At 38.4% G+C, this 16700-nt stretch carries 15 protein-coding genes; 11 read left to right on the plus strand and 4 right to left on the minus strand.

Translation table 11 applies throughout. The annotated features are described in order from the left end of the window. Window position 1 precedes the first annotated feature (1 nt). Both H4O18_RS09430 and H4O18_RS09435 read left to right on the plus strand, forming a co-directional pair. Window positions 2-619, plus strand: coding sequence for a DEAD/DEAH box helicase (locus H4O18_RS09430; RefSeq protein ID WP_187583850.1), 618 nt, complete (start codon window positions 2-4; stop codon window positions 617-619). A gap of 556 nt (window positions 620-1175) precedes the next feature. Then, window positions 1176-2048: a carboxypeptidase-like regulatory domain-containing protein gene (locus tag H4O18_RS09435; protein ID WP_187583852.1), complete on the plus strand. Its 873-nt coding sequence runs from the start codon at window positions 1176-1178 to the stop codon at window positions 2046-2048. A 22-nt stretch (window positions 2049-2070) separates the two neighbouring features. Here H4O18_RS09435 and H4O18_RS09440 read toward each other — a convergent pair whose 3' ends face one another. Next, window positions 2071-3861, minus strand: a complete 1791-nt coding sequence (locus H4O18_RS09440; protein WP_187583854.1) for a carboxypeptidase-like regulatory domain-containing protein — start codon at window positions 3859-3861, stop codon at window positions 2071-2073. Window positions 3862-4392: 531 nt separating this feature from the next. Between H4O18_RS09440 and H4O18_RS09445 the strand changes: the two genes are divergently transcribed. The 4 genes from H4O18_RS09445 (at window position 4393) to H4O18_RS09460 (ending at window position 7906) form a co-directional block, all read left to right on the plus strand. Next, a complete protein-coding gene (locus H4O18_RS09445; RefSeq protein WP_187583856.1) occupies window positions 4393-5208 on the plus strand; it encodes an FRG domain-containing protein in 816 nt (271 codons plus the stop codon). A 61-nt stretch (window positions 5209-5269) separates the two neighbouring features. Continuing rightward, window positions 5270-5731, plus strand: coding sequence for a 3D domain-containing protein (locus H4O18_RS09450; protein ID WP_343065440.1), 462 nt, complete (start codon window positions 5270-5272; stop codon window positions 5729-5731). 41 nt (window positions 5732-5772) lie between these two features. After that, a complete protein-coding gene (locus H4O18_RS09455; RefSeq protein ID WP_187583857.1) occupies window positions 5773-6432 on the plus strand; it encodes an N-acetylmuramoyl-L-alanine amidase in 660 nt (219 codons plus the stop codon). Between the two features lie 46 nt (window positions 6433-6478). Further along, window positions 6479-7906: a M14 family metallopeptidase gene (locus H4O18_RS09460; protein ID WP_425489131.1), complete on the plus strand. Its 1428-nt coding sequence runs from the start codon at window positions 6479-6481 to the stop codon at window positions 7904-7906. A gap of 2 nt (window positions 7907-7908) precedes the next feature. Here the strand turns inward: H4O18_RS09460 and H4O18_RS09465 are convergent, their stop codons facing one another. After that, window positions 7909-8076 carry a hypothetical protein gene (locus tag H4O18_RS09465; protein WP_187583861.1) on the minus strand — a complete coding sequence of 56 codons (168 nt, stop codon included), beginning with the start codon at window positions 8074-8076 and terminating at the stop codon, window positions 7909-7911. Between the two features lie 351 nt (window positions 8077-8427). On the opposite strand from H4O18_RS09465, the gene H4O18_RS09470 reads away from it, so the two are divergent. Beyond that, a complete protein-coding gene (locus H4O18_RS09470; RefSeq protein ID WP_222942381.1) occupies window positions 8428-10242 on the plus strand; it encodes an alkaline phosphatase in 1815 nt (604 codons plus the stop codon). A 101-nt stretch (window positions 10243-10343) separates the two neighbouring features. On the opposite strand, the gene H4O18_RS09475 is transcribed toward H4O18_RS09470, so the two are convergent. Both H4O18_RS09475 and H4O18_RS09480 read right to left on the minus strand, forming a co-directional pair. After that, window positions 10344-11171, minus strand: a complete 828-nt coding sequence (locus H4O18_RS09475) for an OmpA/MotB family protein (RefSeq protein WP_187583863.1) — start codon at window positions 11169-11171, stop codon at window positions 10344-10346. Window positions 11172-11327: 156 nt separating this feature from the next. Then, on the minus strand, window positions 11328-12419 hold the full coding sequence (locus H4O18_RS09480) for a vWA domain-containing protein (protein WP_187583865.1): 1092 nt from the start codon (window positions 12417-12419) through the stop codon (window positions 11328-11330). Window positions 12420-12770: 351 nt separating this feature from the next. Here H4O18_RS09480 and H4O18_RS09485 point away from each other — a divergent pair, with 351 nt between their 5' ends. The 4 genes from H4O18_RS09485 to H4O18_RS09500 all read left to right on the plus strand — a co-directional run bounded on the left by H4O18_RS09485 (window position 12771) and on the right by H4O18_RS09500 (window position 16700). Continuing rightward, the gene (locus tag H4O18_RS09485; RefSeq protein WP_187583867.1) at window positions 12771-13481 is read left to right on the plus strand and encodes a galactosamine-6-phosphate isomerase; all 711 of its coding nucleotides are present in this window, start codon (window positions 12771-12773) and stop codon (window positions 13479-13481) included. Window positions 13482-13662: 181 nt separating this feature from the next. Further along, window positions 13663-14124 carry a (2Fe-2S)-binding protein gene (locus H4O18_RS09490; RefSeq protein WP_187583869.1) on the plus strand — a complete coding sequence of 154 codons (462 nt, stop codon included), beginning with the start codon at window positions 13663-13665 and terminating at the stop codon, window positions 14122-14124. A gap of 72 nt (window positions 14125-14196) precedes the next feature. After that, window positions 14197-16443, plus strand: coding sequence for a xanthine dehydrogenase family protein molybdopterin-binding subunit (locus H4O18_RS09495; RefSeq protein WP_187583871.1), 2247 nt, complete (start codon window positions 14197-14199; stop codon window positions 16441-16443). A 2-nt stretch (window positions 16444-16445) separates the two neighbouring features. Then, window positions 16446-16700 (plus strand): MoaD/ThiS family protein, encoded by a 255-nt coding sequence (locus H4O18_RS09500; protein WP_187583873.1) that lies wholly within the window; start codon window positions 16446-16448, stop codon window positions 16698-16700.

Here is a 16700-nt window from a genome sequence, read left to right on the forward strand (position 1 = left end):
TATGGCATTTAAAAAAATACAGGAACAGTTAAAAGAAGCATTGGAAGTACAAGGAATAAAAGATCCACTTCCATTCCAAAAGGCAATCCTTTCTAAAATAAAAGGGGGATCCAGTGTTTTTGGTATAGCCCCTGAAGGTGCCGGTAAAACCACCTCCATAATTATAAGTACACTTCAAAAACTAGAATGCACCGCATTTGAGGATGCCCCACGAGCGCTAATTTTTGTAAAGGACAAGGAATCAGCTTTGGCCCTTCAAAGTGAATTTGAACGCTTCACAAGGAGAATGGACCTTCGTATCTACCCTGTTTATGAAGAACACAATATAGAAGCGCAGCGGAATGAAATTTTTGAGGGAGTTGATATTGTTATCGCCACCCCAAAAAGATTGAGCAAGATTTTTTACCTCAACGGTATCAATCTAGGTAAACTTAAATTATTTATTGTGGACGACGCTGAATTCTTATCCAAGCCCACTCCTTTTTCAGATGTGATAAGAATCCCAGAAAGTTTGGACAGATGTCAGTATGCCATTTTTTCCACAAAATTCGATGCTCGTATGGAACGCATGCAAGAATTGTTTATGGCCAACGCCCAAATTGTTGAAGTAGGGGAATAGTTAATTGGCCTATCAATATAACTTTTTCAACTCTTCTCTCACGCCTAAAAATGTCTTAAACTAAAAAGAGCTTTATCCTTTAGGACAAAGCTCTTTCACGAGAACACTATATGAAAATGAAAAAATCTTTATTTCGTTATTACTACATTGCTAAAGTATATTGAACAATTGGTGGTAAGAAATTAATGTTGGGAAATGGCCAAATTATGTGGTGAATGGACCTTTTTATGATATCTCTCCTTTTTTCTTCATTCAAAAACAGGATTCCAACTCCCCTTCTCGAATAAAATTGATATTTATTTTAGAGATAAAATTTTAGGATTGCTAAGGTTACCGGGTTCGGATCTATAAAATCTATCACAAACTCACAAAAAAGTAATAGATTCTCTGTCGGAAAAAGAACAATCTTACAGAGCCAATAACTGAATAGCCACATAATGGTATTCCATTACCGTTGTTTTATAAGTACTATCGAACACTTTTTATTTTATTTTAAATTATCTTTAATACTAACTATCTTCCGATTCAATTTCAACAAAACAGGTTGAGCGATCTAATGAATATGAAAAATTGGTTGCCGATTTTAGCATTATGGTTTGTTTTGCCCATCTACTCCCAAACTTCTGAAATGGCCATTTCAGGAAGGGTGACCGATGTATGGGACACACCTATTCCAAATGTTAATGTTTTGCTCACAGGCACTCAGCGTGGAACTCAAACCGATGAAGGCGGATGGTTCTCCCTAAATGCACAAGCCAATGAGGTCTTAATGTTTTCTTCCTTGGGATATGGTAGTTATAAACTTGTTGTTCCAGAAACAGGAGAAGAACTTAAGATAATCCTATCCCCAATGGTAACGGAGTTGGACGAAGTGACCTTAAAGAAAAGGAGACGTAAAACACAAAAAGATATTTTGGCCGAATTTCCCCAAAACACAAATCTGGTCAAAACCTCAAGGGGGGTTTTGAACAAAGAACGTTCTTCATCGTCTTTTCAGGTTATCAGCGGTAAGGATTTGGTGGCAACAGGCCCAGATTTTTTGTCCTCTTTGATGAACTTCAATCCCAGTATGAGGGTTGTTCGAGTACCTGAAGTAAAGGTTTATTTACGTAGATTTGCTTATTCCACATATGATTCCATTGGAACACCTCCGAAGGCTATTTTTGATGTAGACGGATTCATACAAGAGACCGCACCTACGTATCTATCGGCACATGATATAGACCGTGTGGCTATTCTCGAGCGAAATGCAGCAATATCCAGATATGGACCAATGGGTGTAGGCGGTGTTATTGTTATCAACACTAAGTCCACGTCCCAAAGAGATTACAGTGAAGTTGTTAAGCAGTATGATAATTCCGCTTTACGGGACAGTCTAAATGAATTGTTTATAGACCAAGGTAGGAATGCGCCAATACCACCAGAATAAATCCTTAATAATTAGAAATTCCTTATTTAACCGAAGCGAAATTGTCTATGTTTAATTTTGCTTTTATCCGGTTGTTCCATTTAACCAAGCCCTCGTAGTCACTGTCGCTACGGGTTTCCTTTTCCATTTTTTTCACTTCGGTTGAAGCCGCCTTGTACATTTCATCATAAATCGATTTTGCCTCATCAAAGGTCGTATTCTCCGTAATCCGGGAAGCAGCCAATTGCCTATAAACCTCATAGATATCAAAAATAATATTGAAATAGACCAGCCTATTTTTTGTACGCTCATAGCTAAATTGAGAGGAATCGATATCCAACAAAGTTCGGCTCACTATTTTCTCTTTCCCATTTTCACCTATATAACTATCCACCATATAACAAATATTGATATTTTCTTTGTCTTTTGGGGACGGTTTGCTTTGCAGCTGTTGAAACGGCGTATCATAGGTTTTGCCCGTTGTTATATTTCTTCCAGGGTTATTGTTCAATGTACCGTCCTCATTTTCTTCCGTGGATAAATCATGTATGTGTTCCCATCCAAGCCTTCTCTCGCTCTGCCACGAAATGACAGTAGGCCTAGTATATTTTAGGTCATCCAACGGGATATAATTATTAAAATTAATAAGGAATCCCTTTTTCTTCATGAAATCCATCGACTTGTTTTCTTTAATACTTTTGGGAAATTGGTAGTTGGTCTCCCAAAAATCATCGGATGCCTGCAAGGCAATCATTTTGTCATAATCATTGTTAAAAGGGATTTTCTTTGTAAAATAGGGATTTTCAAAAAAGGTGTCGTAATCAAAGAAGTATAAAAAAGTGCGGGAATCGATGATTTCCGAAACATATTGGGATCTGTAACCCATCTGAAAATGAAGTTCCAAATACTGGATCTTTTCGGGATTCATAGGGTTAAAAACAATATTGAGCTGAATTTCCTTTGGAGTCAGCACTACATCTGGGTTGATGGAAGCCAATGCATTTGTTATGGGATCAACAGCCAAGAGTTCTATTTTTTTGATCATCAACAGTTCAGGGTCTACCAACATTTTACCATTAAACAATCTACCATTGGCCACCTTGGGGGAAAACGAAATGGATATTTCCTCCTTGCTACAGCTGATGCAATCATCAATTTTTACATTGTATATTCTTTCAATGGCATTAAAGCTCAAATTCCCTGGATAATCGGGCAATATTTGCTTGGAGGCCCCAAAAAGTTGAAAGTCGCTCAAAATTTTCGTGTTGTCCAAGCTATAAAAGGGGAATGATCTGTTTTGGCCAAACCGACCACTTTTGACCCTCAGGTCCAAAATTCCCTTTGCCAAATTTTGCTCGCTGTTATAGAAGCCTTCTACATGCTCGATCGGAATATTTCTTGTGGAGGAAATCATGGTCAAAAAGGCCTTACTGACGGTAGTATTAGTGCTCTTTCTGTACACGTCTATTATCCTGGCCAATAGTTTATAGGGGTACACCTCGTCTTTGCCGGCGGTCAGCACAACTTCGTCCAAAACGGAAACATCCATTTCCAATTTAAGTTTGGATTCCTTCTCAAAATAGGATACCACTGTTTTTATCGTTTTAAACCCTAAGTGCCTTACTTCCATTGAATCTTTAGAGAAAACACTATCAACTGCGAACTTGCCATCCTCGTTCGTTATTGTAGAATGTGCCTTTGTGCCGTAAATTCTTATAGTACAATAGGGGAGTGGATCATCCGCCATCCCGTCGTAAATAAAGCCTTCTATTTTAGACTGCGCCAAACTTGTTGTGCCAGTAATAATTATCAAAAGGAAAATGATTTTTTTCATACCGCCTGTTTCTTCCTTAAAAGAATTCTCACCCTAAGTTAACCGTTTTATTTTTAATACTTTAGGTGGAGGGAGGTTTATTACTTCTCCCTTTTTTTAAAGGAATTTGCACTAATTTTTGTTATGATGGAGGTACCTCTAATTACCTTATTCGAAAAAAATTAAGGGTATAAAACGACCAAGATGGTATAAAACAAAATTATTGTTCCAAAGAAGGTACCTGATGGTTTCAACATAATAGTTGCCACTCAAATGGTAAATAGTCCGGTTTAAGGGGCCTATAATATCTAAGTTTTGAAAGCAGTTATAAAGGACTCCACTTATTTCTAAATAAAGGTTTAAATTTATTATTCCCAAGTTTCCGTTTTGGGAATGAATAGTATATAAATGAATATTGTGTTTTGAAAATAAAATATAGGAACAAAGTAGGCATTGCCCCCATACAAGGCTAGTGCCTAACCTTAAATTGGTTTACATAATTGTTGACATAAATAGGACCCTTCGTTGGTCCGCACTTAAATTATTCAGAAAATGGCAGATTTCGAGTTATTTGAACCTAAGAATTGGTTAGAACTCCAAGAGTATTTATTCAATGAAAAAGACAATAAGATCGATAGATTTCGCTCTCCGTATGCCTATAGAGGAGTATATAATGCCCAATTTGGTTTAGAAACCAGTCTGCAGAGATTGGGAAGAATACCTTCTAAAGTGGAAGGTACAATGATTAGAAACTTTAAGAAGTACTCGCCCATAAACACCTTGATAGATGATTATAACAACCTTTGGAACTGGATCTCCTTGGGGCAACACCATGGGCTGCCCACAAGACTAATTGACTGGACCCACTCACCAAATGTTGCATTACATTTTTTAACGGAGGACATGAGTACCTATAATGTGGACGGAGCCATCTGGATGGTAAACTATGTAGCACTAAGGGAGCACCTGCCGGATGAGCTCAAAACACCTATTTTAAGCAAGGATATTTTCTATTTTAGCTCCATGGAACTGAAACAAACGATTGGCAATTCCTTAGAGGAACTATATGATTTTTCAAGTAGGAACACAAACACCATGGTGTTTTTTGAGCCACCTTCCCTTGATGATCGCATAATAAACCAATTTGCACTTTTTTCATTTATGTTAGATCCGGATTCCAGTCCATTGGAGTGGCTTAAAAACCATCCTAAATATTTAAAAAAGGTCATTATCCCGTCAGGATTAAAGTGGGAAATAAGGGATAAGCTCGATCAGGCAAATATTACTGAAAGGATCATATATCCTGGTTTAGAGGGAATTTCCAAATGGCTGAAAAGATGGTATAGCGATAAGAACAATATCAAGTAATTTTCTAATTACCTGATACCAAACCCTCTATTTTGTGGGTTTATTAATCTAAAAAGCTGGTGTGAATAATTTGGTAGGTAAATTGGGTTTAAATCGTCGGCAACTAACACTATGGTTAGTTCTGCCTGGCATCCTTTTTTCCTTGGCTACCTGCAAGGAAAAAGTTGTGGATGATGGGTATATCTGGAAAAAGCTAAGGGTAACGGCCACCGCATATAATTCCTTTCCTTCCCAAACCTCCAAAATCCACCCAGGTATTACAGCTTGGGGTGATTCGCTGAAGCCGGGCATGAAAATAATTGCCGTTTCCAAAGACTTGATACCCTTGGGATTGGATTATAATACCCAGGTCAAAATAGAAGGCGATACCAGTATTTATCTGGTAAAGGATAGGATGCATTCCAAATGGAAAAATCGCATCGATATCTACATGGGCGAGGATAAGGAAAAGGCCTTAAATTGGGGAAGAAAAAAAATAACCATCCACTATAGGGTTAAAAGGGACTCCCTAGAATTGAAATGATATTGTATCTTTATTCCTTTAGTTTATATTCGAAAAAAATAATGAAGATCAGTATCCTTTTGTGTACCCTATTACTTGCCCTTTCCTGTTCTGTGAACCGGGAAATTGTAGACAAACCCATCATTTTTGACCAAGAGCGCAAAAATCTCACCTTGGAATATTTATCCGACCATTACGGTTTGGTTCAAGAAGAACCTTCCATAGAACCTAAAATGATAGTATTGCATTGGACGGTAATTCCAACTTTGGAAAAATCGTATCAGGCATTTGAATTACCTACTTTACCAGATTGGAGACCAGAGATAAGCGCGGCCAGTGGGTTAAATGTATCTTCCCAATTTCTGGTTGATCAAGATGGAACAATTTACAGGCTAATGCCCGAAACCACTATGGCCAGACACGTAATTGGCTTAAATCATTGTGCCATTGGCATTGAAAACGTTGGAGGTACAGGGGATACGAAACTTACCCGGGCACAATTAAGATCTAATAAATGGTTAGTGAAATATTTAAAAGCCAAATACGATATCGATTATCTTATTGGCCACTATGAGTATACCCTTTTTGAGGGCAGCAACCTATGGTTGGAAAAAGACCCTGGCTATAGAACCGTAAAGACCGACCCCGGTGAAAAATTTCTAAAAAGAGTAAAAAGAGCCTCCAAAAAACTTAATTTTAAATCAACTCCAGCAGCAAAATAATAATATGGTCCATAATAAATATACCTTAATCCTTTGTTTTTTAATTGTGTTTTCAAGCTTCGGTCAGGAGAAGGATTTTACCTCCAGTTTATATGCTAGCTATGGGAAATACAAGGAGCCTTCCTTAGATAAAAGAAGGATAAAACATGTAGATATACAACCCCTCATAAACACCCTTTCCAACAACCCTAAATTTAAGGTAGCGGTTGTGGGTAAATCCATTGAAGGGAGAAACCTTTCCTTGATTAGCATTGGAACAGGCCCGACCGATGTTTTTCTGTGGTCGCAAATGCACGGGGACGAACCCACAGCCACCCAGGCGATATTTGATATTTTAAACTTTTTAACCAGTACCGATTTCAAGAGCGAAAAGGAGAACATTCTAAAAAATCTAAAGTTGCATTTTTTACCAATGCTCAATCCGGATGGCGCTGAAATCTATCAGAGGAGAAATACCTTGGGCATAGATATCAATAGGGACGCACTATCGTTGCAATCGCCCGAGGGAAGAACCTTAAAAAGAGTTAGGGATAGTTTAAATGCCGATTTTGGATTCAATTTACATGACCAAAGCACGTACTACAACGCAGAAAGAACAAACAAGCCTGCCACCATCTCCTATTTGGCCCCAGCCTTCAATTATGAAAAAGACATCAATGAAGTCCGTGCCAATGCTATGAAGGTCATTGTCTATATGAATAAAATTATTCAAAAATATGCGCCAGGCCAAGTTGGTCGTTATAACGACGATTTTGAACCAAGAGCCTTTGGAGACAATATTCAGAAGTGGGGTACAAGTGCCATTCTAATTGAATCCGGGGGGTACCATAATGATCCTGAAAAACAGGAAATAAGAAAACTTAATTATGTTTCCATATTATCGGCAATTTATAGTATTGCAAAAGGCAACTACAAGAGCATACCACTTGCCGACTATGAAAAAATTCCTGAAAATGATCGTAAACTGTTCGATCTAAAACTCAATAACCTAACCTATAATTTGTTGGGCAAAAATTATATGTTGGATGTGGGCATACACCAACTGGAAGTGGATGATGCAATGCACCAAAATTATTACAACAGCAGTAGGGTTGTGGATCAGGGAGATCTTTCCACCTTTTATGGATATGAAACTTTGGAAGGAAAAGGTCTTTCAATGACTGGCGGAAAGGTTTACCCCAAAACCTTAGCGTCCATAAAAGAGGTTGAACAGTTAAAGGTTATGGATTTATTGCGTTCCGGTTTCACCTATGTCAGGGTGGAGAATATTCCAAAGGATAAGAATTTTATAGAGCTTCCCATCAACGTCATAGGTAAGAACTACAAGGTACCTGAATTTAAGATGCGGGTAGGTATCAATCCTAACTTTTTATTGGAACAACAGGGCAAGCCCCGTTATGCCATTGTCAATGGATTTCTTATCGATCTAAAATCTGGGGAAGGAAATTTTAAAAATGCCTTAATTTTAAGATAATTCTAATACCCGAAAGAGATACGCATACTGTCTCCATATTTAAGTATCCAGTAAAGCATTATAAATAGAATGGTGACGATAGAAATGAATATGGTAATGGCCACACCCTTAAACCAATTGGATAGTTCACTGATAGCGCTATACTGAAAAATGTCGTTGATTACAACCATGATTTTTAATTTTTAAATGATACAAAATTTAGTTTTTAGTACGCATTATGAACATAGGTTTGTTGGGGTTGTTATTAATAAAACAACTATCGCGCCAAAAACCCTACTTTCGGCTCGTTTGCAAATTCTATTAAGACCATTGATTTTGTAAAAAGTTGGCCATGTGTCCGGCCTTTTCGGGGAAGAGTTTATCTATAGGTTAACTTAACCACATCCAGCCATTAAAACACGAGAAATTATATAGTTTTGTTTAAATTGGGCTGTTCTAGGTAATTTCTTCAAAAACAGGAATAGTTACAAAGTTTCAATAAGGGTAAAATTTAATATCAATAATAATAAATATCAATATCCATGTCTAGGAAAAATGGTTTTTTGTTAGTTCTTTTTTTACTGTCCGTTCATTTAATAATAGGACAGGAAACACATCAATTCAAAGTACATTCCCACAACGATTATTTACAGAATATGCCATTCTGGGATGCCTATGCCCATGGGGCCAACTCCATCGAGGTAGATGTTTTTTTAAAAAATGATACCCTGTTTGCTACCCATGACGAAAAGGATATAATTAATAACCATACTATAGAAAGCCTGTATTTAGATCCAATTGAACGGGTTCTGGAATTACAATTGGGAAAAATACAGGAACTACAATTGTTGATAGACATAAAATCCGAAACCTATACAACCTTGAACAAGATAGTCTCCGTTCTGGAGAAATATCCCACTATCATCAACAACTCCAATATTACGATGGTAATATCCGGGAATAGACCCAAGCCCGAAGAGTACAAAAATTATCCACAGTTTATAATGTTCGACTATCAAAGTTTGGACGATATTCCCACGGCTGATGCTTGGGAAAAAGTAGCATTGATAAGCCTTCCCTTTCATAAATTTTCCAGATGGAATGGCAAGGGTAGGTTAACCGCCGAAGACCTGCAAAAAGTAAAGACAACTATAGACAAAGCGCATAGTTTTCAAAAGCCCTTCCGCTTTTGGGCCACTCCTGACTCCAAAACAGCATGGAAAGCCTTCCATGATTTAGGAGTGGAATATATAAATACGGATATGCCGGACAAATCATCGGGGTATTTACAAACTTTAGGGAGCCGGGTATATTATAACAAGGCCAAATCTGACGTATATACACCAACATACAAGTCCGATCAGACAGAAAAGCGCATCAAAAATGTTATACTGCTTATTGGGGATGGTAACGGACTAACCCAAATTTCTTCATCGGTTTTGGCCAATGGGGGAAAACTAACCTTAACACAATTAAAAAGTATAGGCTTTATTAAAACACAATCCGCTGACGATTTTACAACGGATTCCGCTGCAGCGGGAACAGCGCTGGCTACTGGGACGAAAACTTACAATAGATCCATAGGTATGGCGACCAATAGCCAACCCTTGATGAATATAACCGAATTATTGGATCAACATCAGTTTATAAGTGGTTGTATAACTACCGATAAAATAGTAGGTGCCACTCCAAGTTCTTTCTATGCCCATCAAAAGGATAGGGATGACACCGAGGAAATTGCCGAAGATCTATTAAAGAGTAAGCTATCCCTTTTCATTGGGGGAGGGGGGTCTATTTTTAACAAGGATCAATTAGAGGAGAGGGGTTTTTCAATTTTAAAGAATGTAGCAGAAATAGGAGGTAGCAAGAAAGATAAGATTGGATTGTTTTTCGCTGAAAACGAAGTTCCCAGCTTTTTGAAAGGTAGAGGAAATATACTGGCAGAAGCCACTAAAAATGGACTTCAATTCTTAAACGCCAAAAACAAGCCATTCTTTTTAATGGTAGAAGCCGCCCAAATAGATTCGTACGGACATAAGAATGAGGTTGCCGGTATAGTAACCGAAGGAATAGATTTTGACGTTGCCATAACCGAGGCCATTAAATTCGCCGATAAAACTGGAAACACCTTGGTAGTTATTACGGCAGATCATGAAACATCCGGATTTACAATGCCACAGGGAAATATGGAAAAGAAAATGATCGAGGGCGATTTTACCACTGATGACCATACTGCGACCATGGTACCAATTTTTGCCTACGGACCCCATTCACAGGATTTCCAGGGGGTCTATGAAAACAGTGAAGTTTTTCATAAGATTCTCAATTTACTGAATGTAAAAAAATTGAAGAAATAATAAATTCTGGTTGCCCAAATTCATTGGAACAACATGGACAAAAAAACCCCCGATGCCAGGCATCGGGGGTTTCTTGTGCTAAAACTTAATTATACTTTATCTTATAAGGATTCAGCATCCAAAAGGGCAAAAAACTTATCCAAGTTTGGAATAATCACAATTCTGGTGCGTCTGTTTTTGGCCATATTTTCTTTGCTGTCGTTCTCAACCAATGGCAAATAGCTACTTCTACCTGCTGCGATTAAATTAGCAGGGTCAACGTTGTACTTATCTTGCAAAATTCTTACAATTGAAGTTGCTCTCTTTACACTAAGGTCCCAGTTATCCTGAAACATAGCTGTGCTTATAGTCTTAGAATCGGTATGCCCTTCAACCATGACTTCCATGCTAGGCTCGGAGTTGATCACTTCGGCCAATTTGGCCAAAATATTGTTGGCTTTGCTACTTACCTTGTAACTCCCTGAGTTGAACAATAATTTATCTGAAATATTGATCATGACCACTGTTTTGTTAATGTCTACAAGAACGTCATCATCTTCATCGGAAATGGATTTCTTTAAATTATAAGAAATAGCAAGGTTCATGGAGTCTTCCATAGTTTTTGCCTTGGCCAATTCACTAGGGTCTATTTTTGCCAAAGTGGCTCTCATTTTTTGTTTTGTGTTGTTGCTCATTACAGCAACATCATCAACAGAACTAAATTGAGAATCGTTTATTTCTTGTAAAGAATTTATTTTTTCGTTGTATTCTGCAACCCTTGCTTCAATTTTGGAAACTTTGGATTCCAATTCCTCTTTCTCTACTTGGGTTTTTGTCAACATGCTCTTGGTATTGGACAAATCGCCTTCAAGAGCAACATATTTTTTCTTAGATACACAGGAAGCCAAAACTGCCATTCCCAACAAACCAACTAACGTTACTTTTTTCATTTCTTTTTGATTAAAAAATTTACAAATAGTTTTCTGTAAGGTTATACGGACATATAGCAGAAAAAGACGTTAAGGCTTAAAGAAATCTTAATAAAAAAAAGGGCATCAAATTAATTTGATGCCCTAACCTATTGACTAAAAGTAACTTAATGACTGTTATTCACAACCTCCTGTAAATCCTTTTGCGTTAAATTTAGTTTGTACCGCTCCTTGTCTGTTACCTTCCTTAACTTGAATGGCCAGGTTATTTTCACCACTTCCATCACGTTTTGGACTACAGTATTCAAAAAGGTAAAAGCTATTTGCCTGTTCGGAAACTCTGAATGAAATGTCGTTGAAGGTAGTTTCCAATTGTTCTTTGTTACCAGCAAACACACTGAAAGTCTTACCTATTTTTCCTAAAACATTAGCATCAATTTCCGCTCCCAGCCCTATACTGAAGAAGGCAATGTTCTTATTGGCATTATCCACTTTTTTCAATGCAGCGGTTTGTGTGTAGCGCGAAGCCTGATCGGTTCCGTCCGTAAAAATAACCACAGAGGCGGCTCCAATACGGTCATTGGTAGTACTTTCTGCCAACAACTTTTCAGCCTTGTCGGTAGCTTTAATTACCGCACCATATAAATCGGTTGAAGGATCTTTACTAATATTGGCATTGATTCCCTGAATAGAAGAAACTAAATCCTGTTTTACATGCGTAAGTTCATTTAACACATGCAATTTATCTTCCCCATCGAACCAATAAATGGCCATTTTAAACGATTCTGTATCTACTGCAGGCATCACATTGTTTACAAAGCTAGTGGAAGCATTTTTTAATTCTTCCATACTACTACTCAAAACACTATTACTTAAATCTAGTACCAAAATAGTATTGTTGTTGAATATTTGTGAATTTGGAGAGATCCTGGCAAATGATTCGGAAGTAGATATGGTATTAAAACAGGCATCATTTCTACCTTGCTCATAAATTGTAAACTGACTGGCCTTTAGCCCGGGAACTGGATCTCCTTCCTTATCGGATACCTTAAAAAAGATAGATACTTTGCCCGGCAGGGTGGTAAATTGATCCTGAATGGATAAAACCAATTCCCCATCACCTAAATTTAAACAGTCATCCACTGGCTTTCCAAGACCTAGGTCCCCTCCAGTATTTAAACCATATTTTACATCATCATCCGCATTTCCGCATGATACAAATAAGGCTATGCCAAAGCATATAGCCGCCATTCTAATATATAATTTCATTTTCATAATTTTTAACGTTCAACAAGCAGAACGCTCAAAACTATTTAAAATTATATTAAAGTTTAAATTGAGTGTTAATATTTGTTAAATACTTTATTCACATTTTTTCCGCAGTCCATATTAGTAATCAATCATTGAAAATACTTGACCCTATTAAAATTATTCGAATTTGATAAATGATCTGTATTACATCTGATTATTAGGTAATTATACTACTATTTATCAACTGAACTGTTTGGACAGTTAAAACACTTTAATATAAAAGTGCCTAAAACTTTGCTGCTGCAGGGTGCCGAACACTAAATTTTTGTATTTTACATAAACCTTCAGTAGATAAAGCTTGGACTTGATATGAATATACATTATTGTGCAGATTATGAAAACATGAGCCAAATGGCTGCTGATTCCGTATTGTCCCAGTTGAAGGACAAGCCGCAGCAGCTTATTTGCACCGCTACGGGAAATTCACCTACTAGGCTTTATGAAAAATTGGTGGAATCCTACAAGAGCTCGCCAGAAATTTTCAAGGAAATAAGGATTATAAAATTGGATGAATGGGGAGGGACCAATGGGGATTATCCCAATACGTCCGAGTATTATCTTCAAAAGAATCTATTAGATCCACTTCAAATTCATAAAAGCAATTATATTTCTTTCGACAGCAGCCCTACTGATGCAAAAAAGGAATGTGACCGTATGGAAAACGAAATTCAGGAACACGGTCCTATAGATATTTGCATTCTAGGTTTGGGTAAAAATGGACATATTGGATTTAACGAACCCTCTAAAATATTATACCCGGATTGCCATATAGCAGATTTGAGCAAATCCTCCCTTAAGCATCCCATGGCCAATAAAATGAAGACCGCGCCAACATATGGATTAACATTGGGAATGTCCAATATTTTAAAATCTAAAAAAATTATTCTCCTCTTAACCGGACCTAACAAAAAGAAGGCCATAAAAAAGTTGTTGAGCAAGGAAATTACCACTTCATTACCAGGTTCCTTTTTATGGTTGCATCCCAATGTGGATTGTTATTTGGACAAGAGCTCTCTTTAATTTAATTTTATTGCTTAAAATTAGGGGCCTTTTGCGCTAGCGTTTATTGTTCATAATCTAGGATGATAGGCTGTAAACCATGTATGAAATATCCCCTTAACAAACTGTTAAAATAATTCATTCTTGCCCTAAATTTGGTACCTTGTAGGGTATTACTTAATTCAACTTAAAAACATCGACTATGCCAAAATATGACATCAAAGTTAATGGAGTTTCCAATAGTGTAGATGTCGCGGAAGATACCCCTTTATTATGGGTATTACGTGATCATTTGGATTTGGTGGGAACAAAATATGGCTGTGGCATTGCCCAATGTGGTGCATGCACGGTTCACTTAGGTGGCAATGCCGTAAGAAGTTGTTCTTTACCTATAGCCTCAGTGGCCGGACAGGAAATTACTACTATTGAAGGGCTCTCTGAAGATGGCAGCCATCCGGTACAAGTGGCCTGGAAGGAAGTAGATGTGCCACAATGCGGATATTGCCAAGCTGGACAAATAATGACCGCTTCTGCATTTTTGGACAAAAATCCAAATCCCACTTCAGACGAAATAAAGACAGCTATGCACGGTAATATATGCCGATGTGCTTCCTATACTAGAATTCATAGGGCCGTTGAAGTTGCAGCCACCAAAATAGGGTAATCCTTTCCCATGTGGGCATTAAGGTTACCGTATTCGCTTACCTCAAAAAAATACATCCTTTAAATATTGAGGATGAAAAACAAAAAAATTATGTCAGACTCATCAATAACGTTTAACAGAAGGTCCTTTATTAGGACTTCATCACTTGCCAGTGGTGGACTGCTCATAGGGTTTAATCTTTTCACCGCCTGTAAGCCTAAGGTGCAACCACCTGTAGATATTTCCCAGTTAAATTTTAATGATTTCAATGCATTTATAAAAATTGCAGATAATGGTGCGGTAACCATTTTTTCGCCAAATCCTGAAATTGGTCAGGGCGTAAAAACAGCTATGCCCATGCTTATTGCCGAAGAATTGGATGTGGCCTGGGATAAGGTTTATGTACAACAGGGAATTTTGGACACCGAGAATTATACCAGACAGCTTGCAGGTGGCAGTCAGTCTATCCGACTCGGATGGGAGCCCTTAAGACAGACAGGGGCAACGGCGCGTCAAATGTTAGTAAATGCCGCAGCCGCCAAATGGGGAGTAGACCCCTCTGAATGCACAACATCTGAAGGTGTAATCAGCAATGCCAAAGGCGAAACCCTAGGATATGGTAATGTAGTCAAGGAGGCGGCGGCCATGGAAGTTCCAGAGAGTGTAACCCTCAAGGAACCAAAGAATTTTAAGATTATTGGCACCGACGCCCAAAATGTGGACATAGACAAGATAATAACAGGTAAACCCCTTTTCGGTTTGGATTACAAGGTGGACGGGATGGTCTACGCCTGTGTTTTACGACCACCAGCCTTTGGTCAAATATTGGAATCTTATGACGATTCCAAAGCAAAGGCCATGCCCGGTGTTTTGGATGTAATTAGAATAGGCGAAAAGGCTAAGGAACTTTCAAAAGAAGGAGTTGGCAACTGGACCGTGGCTATGAGTAAGAGTGATAAAGTAGTGGTCATTGCAAAAACTACCTGGGAGGCCCTTAAAGCCAAAGAAGCAATTTCAGCGAGATGGGTAGATGACGCTGTTATGGAAAGTACGGAGTTTCAGGATAAGCAATTAATTGGATTATTGGATGGAAAGGAATTTAAGACCCTAAGAAAGGACGGAGATATCAAAAAAGCCTTTGCCAAGGCCGATAAAACATTGGAGCGTACCTATGAATCACCCTTCCTGCCCCACAACTGTATGGAGCCCATGAATTTTTTCGCCAATATTACCGATGAAAAGATCCATTTGGTAGGTCCTGTACAAACCCCGGAGTTTGCAGCCACCGCTGTTGCAGGAATGCTGGGTAGGGATGTTAAGGACGTTCATTTGGAAATGACCCGTATGGGTGGAGGATTTGGAAGGCGGCTTTACGGGGATTTTGTTTACGAGGTAGCGGAAATTGCCAATGCTATAAAAAAGCCGGTAAAATTGGTGTTTTCCCGGGAAGATGATATGACTGCAGGTACCTATCGTCCAGCTATAAAATATAGAATTAAAGCGGCCATAAAAGACGGTCAAGTGACCGCCTACCATTTAAAGGAGGCAGCTATTGGTGGAAACATGTATGGATTAATACCTAATTTCTTCCCTGCCGGTGCCATAGAGAATTACCAAGTGGATGTCGCCAACTATGAAAGCAATATTACTACTGGGGCGTGGAGAGCACCTTATACCAATTTCTTGGCTTTTGCCGAACAAAGTTTCTTTGATGAACTGGCGGAGACCATGGAAGTGGATCGCATTCAGTTACGTTTGGATTTATTGGAAAAAGTTAAGGGCACTACGGACGAACGTATCCAATATTCACCAGAACGCATGCAAAATGTTATCAAAGTAGCTGTGGACAAATCGGGTTGGGGCAAAAAAGAAGAAGGAGTCTTCCAAGGTTTTGCTGCTTATTATTGCCATAATTCCCATGTTGCGGAAGTCGCCGATGTGGAAATTGAAAACGGAATGCCTGTCGTAAAAAAAGTTACTTGCGTGGTAGATTGCGGTATAGTTGTTAACCCTTTGGGCGCCAAAAATCAAATAGAAGGCGGTGTTATAGACGGCGTGGGCCATGCCATGTATGGTGATCTCTCCTTTGTGGACGGGAAACCCCAGTCACAGAATTATGACAAATACCGCTTGATACGGATGGGAGAAATTCCTGTAGTGGAATCGCATCTGATACAAAATGAAATAGCACCAACGGGATTGGGGGAACCAACATTACCACCTGCAGGTGCAGCTGTTGCCAATGCGCTAAAGGCTGCTACCGGCAATAGATTTACCCAGCAGCCATTTTCAAAATTCCCGGAACTATTGCAAGTCCCTACTAAACCTATAATTGGATAAATATGACGATATTACTTTTTGGTGTTACAAAGGACATTATAGGTAGCTCAACATTGTCCATGCCAAGCTCAAGTGAATTTGGGGTGAAAAAATCCAAGACCGTGAAAGAGTTAAAGGAATATTTGGGTAAAATGTACCCTGAGCTGAAAAAATTATCATCTTTGGCCGTGGCAGTAAACAATTCTTATGCAAATGATGACACCATAATCGATAATTTTGATGAAATTGCACTAATTCCACCAGTTAGTGGCGGATAA

It is taken from the genome of Arenibacter arenosicollis (assembly GCF_014397245.1).
GTDB classification, from domain to species: Bacteria; Bacteroidota; Bacteroidia; order Flavobacteriales; family Flavobacteriaceae; genus Arenibacter; species Arenibacter arenosicollis.